This is a genomic window from Nitratifractor sp. (assembly GCF_015487065.1).
In the GTDB taxonomy this organism is placed as follows: Bacteria; Campylobacterota; Campylobacteria; order Campylobacterales; family Sulfurovaceae; genus Nitratifractor.
Map to the genome: position 1 here is coordinate 1 of NZ_WFQN01000172.1, position 4,400 is coordinate 4,400.

General features: G+C 59.2%; 3 protein-coding genes. All 3 read right to left on the reverse strand.

The genetic code is table 11. The features are described from left to right. Window positions 1-127: 127 nt before the first annotated feature. Entirely contained in the window at window positions 128-1,327 is a 1,200-nt protein-coding gene (locus tag F8I07_RS09865) for a cation:proton antiporter (RefSeq protein WP_292659093.1), read from the reverse strand. A gap of 114 nt (window positions 1,328-1,441) precedes the next feature. Next, a complete protein-coding gene (gene selB / locus F8I07_RS09870; RefSeq protein WP_292659096.1) occupies window positions 1,442-3,271 on the reverse strand; it encodes a selenocysteine-specific translation elongation factor in 1,830 nt (609 codons plus the stop codon). A gap of 233 nt (window positions 3,272-3,504) precedes the next feature. Next, window positions 3,505-4,400: L-seryl-tRNA(Sec) selenium transferase (selA, locus tag F8I07_RS09875; protein WP_292659098.1), on the reverse strand; the 896-nt coding region annotated here is incomplete at its 5' end.

Genomic DNA, 4,400 nt, shown 5'->3' on the forward strand with positions numbered 1-4,400 from the left:
CCGCAACAGCTCGAGGGAATCGCCCGCTGGATCCTGCAGCAGAAGAAATAGAGGGTTCAGGCCCTTATTTCCCTTGCTCCCCACGTCCCCGTTGGGAGCGTGCCACACCCAATGGAACACTCTATTGCTATTTGCCGCTTCGTTCCAGAGCGTATTTGGTCAAAAAGGGCCCCAGAAGTTCATGCACCATCGTGGTGGCGATGATGACATTGAGCATCAACGGTGCCATAATCCCGAAACCGGCCTGCTCCTGCAGCGAGAGTGCCAGCCCGATCGCGATACCCGCCTGGGGGAAGAGCGCCAGTCCAAGATATTTCTGCACCGTTTTTGAAGAGTGCGACACCCGCGCACCGATCCAAACTCCGGAGACCTTGCCGACAAATCGGACGATGATATAGGTCAGGACAACCATCGGCATACTCAGGACGAAACGGATATCGAGGTGCATGGCCGAGAGGGTAAAAAAGAGCATAAAGATGATGTCTTTGAGATGAAAATCGAACTCCCGTTTGACCAGATAGAAATCCCGCGTCGAGATATTGGAGAGGGCAATACCCATCGCCAACGAGGCCAGAAGGGGCTCCAAGCCCAAATATTCACTGAGACTGTAGACGATAAAGATCATACCCAGTGTGGAGGTGGTTTTGATACTGCGGTGGTTGCGAAAGACCCGGTCGATCCCTTCAGAGATCACCGCACCGACGGTACCGACCACCAGCGTAAAGAAGAGGGTCGGAACGATCCGGACACACTGATCAAAAATATGGCCCGTCGTTTCGAAGTTCGCCCCTGCGACGATCAAAACAAAACTGAAGAGAACCAGGGTGATGGCGTTATCCATGGCGACAACCCCCAGTAAAAAGGCACTGAATCGGCTTTTGATCTTCAGCTCGTGGATGACCGCCAGAATCGTAGCGGGGGCCGTCGCCGAAGCCAGAGCCCCAAAAAGCAGAGAAACCGCCAGACGATAGTGGGGCGAGAGACCGAAATCAAACAGATGAAACATACTGTAAAGGACGCTACCCATCAGGACAAAGGTGAAAAGTGCCTCAAAAACAGAGATGACGGCGATCTGTTTCCAGACACTCCAGAGCACCTCGTATTTGAGATTGGCCCCTACCAGCACGGCAATCAACGAGAGGGAGATATCGACAATGATATGGCTGTTGTCGATGAAAGACTGGGGAACGATGTCGAGCATATGAGGGCCGATGAAGAAGCCCAGAATCAGGTAGCCGACCACATTGAGCAGCTTGAACTTGTAGCTGACCCATTTCATAAAAGCGCCAAGTACGAAGATCAAGCCGACATAAAAGAGCTCCTGCATCCGCCCCCTTCATTTTATAAAAGTTATAAGCTGCATTATAGCAACCCCCAAAGGATCTTTCCTGCTATTTGTAGGGTGGAGCCCTATGGGCCCACAGGGGCCACCCTATCCCATTCAGCCGGGATACTTCGGTATCCGCCGCTCCCCTTCGCGGGCCACATCTCCCTGCTTGTCCAGATACTCCAGATAGGCGATGCAGTATTTGCGGCTCATTCCGGTTTCGGCTTTGAAGAGACGAATGTCGAGGTAGCCGTGCTTGACCATCAGCTCCCTCATCAGGGCCAGGGCCCGACGGAGGTTGGCATCGGTGACGAAGAGGTTGTGGGCCAGGCGGATCACCTTTTTGGCCCGGGTGAGAGTCTTGAGGGCTCCGTCGCCCCGTTTGCGGTCCAAGTCGAGGCGGTCGTAGAGATCGTAAGGGGCTTCGGGGGTCAGTCCCTCCTCTTCCAGGATCCGGTAGAGCTGCTCGGGCAGCGCGTCGATCAGCTCGGCAGGGTCCCGATCGGCCCGCAGCCACAGCCCCTCGGCCTGCCGCAAAAAGCCGCTCTCTCCCAGACGCTCCATCACCTCCGCCGCCAGCTTCTCGCTGGCCCACTTGATCCGCAGCACCACGGAGGCGGGAGAGAGGAGCGCGTTGGGATTGTTTTCGTAGATGCGGCGGATCGCCGACTCGACCTCCTGCAGGGCCTCCTGGGGGTAGAGCACCAGCCCCTCCTCGTCCACATAGGCCCCGGCGATACGGCGGGCAACGGCCAGCGCTTCGTCGTGATTCATCGCGAAGCGCTGCTGGCTGGCAATCAGCCCGAAGCCCCGCCGGTGGTTGGCCAGCAGGATCGAAAAGGCGATCTCGAAATCCCTCTTCTGCAGCGCTTCCAGCAGCGGGAGCCTGCGATTTTTGCGGATCGGTTCACTGATCGACACCAGGATCTCCCCGCCGGCGGCCACCCGCCCCGAAGCCAGCAGGAGATAGGGATCGCCGAAGCGGGTGTAGACCTTTTCACCCAGGTGCAAGGCGGCGAAGCGGGCATCGGCATAGTAGAGGATCTTTCCCTCCACCCGTTTGGCTCCGCTGATGAAGAGGACTTCGCTGCCGTGGGGCAATTCCTTCTCTCCCAGTTGCCGCACCGACACGTCGATCCGCTCAAAGCCCCGAAAATAGCCCCGACTCGCCAGGAGATACCCTTTGCGCAGCTTGGTATGGGGGAGGTCGAGATTGAGGGCGACCCGCTGATGGGTAGTGGCCTCCTCGCGATCTTCGCCGTGGACCTGGATATTGCGTACCGTGACCGGCTTGCCCAGCTCGGCGATGTTGAGCTTCTCCCCCTTGCGGACCCGTCCCGCCAACACGGTGCCGGTAACGACCGTCCCCACCCCCCGGGGGCTGAAGACCCGGTCGATGTAGTAGCGGAAAAAGGGAGCATCCCCCGTGATCCGCGGCGGCAGGGCAAAAAGGATATTCCGCAGCCGCTCGATGCTCTCGGGATCGCGGATCGAGGTGGGTACCAGGGCCTGCAGCTCCATCGCAGGGTACTCTTCGCCCAGGAACGTGAGAATCTCCTCCTGCCGCTTTGCGACCTGCGCGGCATCGGCCCGGTCGTTTTTGCTCAGCGCCACCACCAGACGCCGCACCTTCAGCAGATCCAGCACCGCCAGATGCTCCCGGGTCTGAGGCATGATCCCCTCGTCCGCCGCCACCACCAGCAGCGCCGCGTCGAAGCCGAAGGCTCCCGAGGCCATCGTCTTGATGAGCCGTTCGTGCCCCGGCACGTCGATAAAGGCGACGTTGACCCCCTCCCGGCGCATATTGGAGAAGCTCAGATCAATGGTGATCCCCCGCTCCTTCTCCTGGGCCATCTCGTCCCCGTTGTAGCCCGTCATTGCCTCGATCAGCGCCGTTTTGCCGTGATCGACATGGCCGGCGGTACCGACGATAACATCTCTCATGCGGGACTGCCTGAGGGATGAGTGGGTAGTGGGTAGCGGGTAGTGGGTAGAATTTTAATGGAGAATTGAGAATTGAGAATTGAGAATTTTCGGGCATCACTTTGTGACGCGTTCAATAGGAGGCGGGACTTCAGTCCCGCAATGCAGAGCTGAAGCCCTGCCCCCAATACACCAATACACCAATACACCAATAACAGCGCCAAAGGTGCCTTTAACTCCTCACTCCTCACTCTTCACTCCTCACTCGATATCATCGATGCCGCCTCGATAATCGTCTCGAAATCCTCTTCCCGAACTGTCCGCATATCCAGCACGAAGCGGTCCCTTTCGATCCGGCCGATGATCCGATGTGCCCGGAAGGCGACCTCCAGCTCCTGCGCTTTTCCCTCCAGGGCCAGGATGACGGTGGGAATCTTCCGGTTGGGCATGGTGCCGCCGCCGACGTAGGTCTGCGAATCCAGAATCTCCGCCGGGATCGGCAGTCGCTTTCTTAGCGCCTCGGCCCGGTTTCGCAGCTGCCCTGGGGTGGCAAAGAGCATCCGCAGGACGGGGATTTTGTCGGTCTCCCCCCGGCGGTAGGCCAGCACCGTCCGCTCCAGCAGCGCCAGCGTCACCTTGTCCACCCGGAACATCCGCAGAATCTGATTCTTTTTGAGCCGGTCGATGAGGGCCTTGCGCCCCAGGATGATCCCCGCCTGCACCCCTCCGAAGAGCTTGTCGCCGCTGAAGCTCAGCAGCGACGGGGGATCACGCAGAATCCTGGGCAAAGAGGGCTCCGCCGCCCCCAATCCCCAGGGCAACTCCGGAAGGTAGGCGCTTCCCAGATCGTAGTAGTCGATCAGCCCCCGTTCACGGGCCAGGGCCGCAATCTCCTCCATCGCTGCCTCGGCACTGAACCCCTCGATGGCGTAGTTGGATTTGTGCACCTTCATCAGCATCGCCGTTTCCTCACCGATGGCCGCTTCGTAATCGGCAAGTCGGGTTTTGTTGGTGGTGCCCACCTCCACCAGCTTCGCTCCGCTGGCCGCCATCACCTCGGGGATCCGGAAACTCCCGCCGATCTCCACCAGCTCTCCCCGGGAGACCACCGCCTCTTTGCCCTGGGCGAAGGTGTTGAGGATCAGGAAAA

What these genes read in the sequence shown, in the direction of transcription:
- F8I07_RS09865 (WP_292659093.1), bottom strand. Translation starts at nt 1,327, where the DNA reads ATGCAGGAGCTCTTTTATGTCGGCTTGATCTTCGTACTTGGCGCTTTT.
- selB (WP_292659096.1), bottom strand. Translation starts at nt 3,271, where the DNA reads ATGAGAGATGTTATCGTCGGTACCGCCGGCCATGTCGATCACGGCAAA.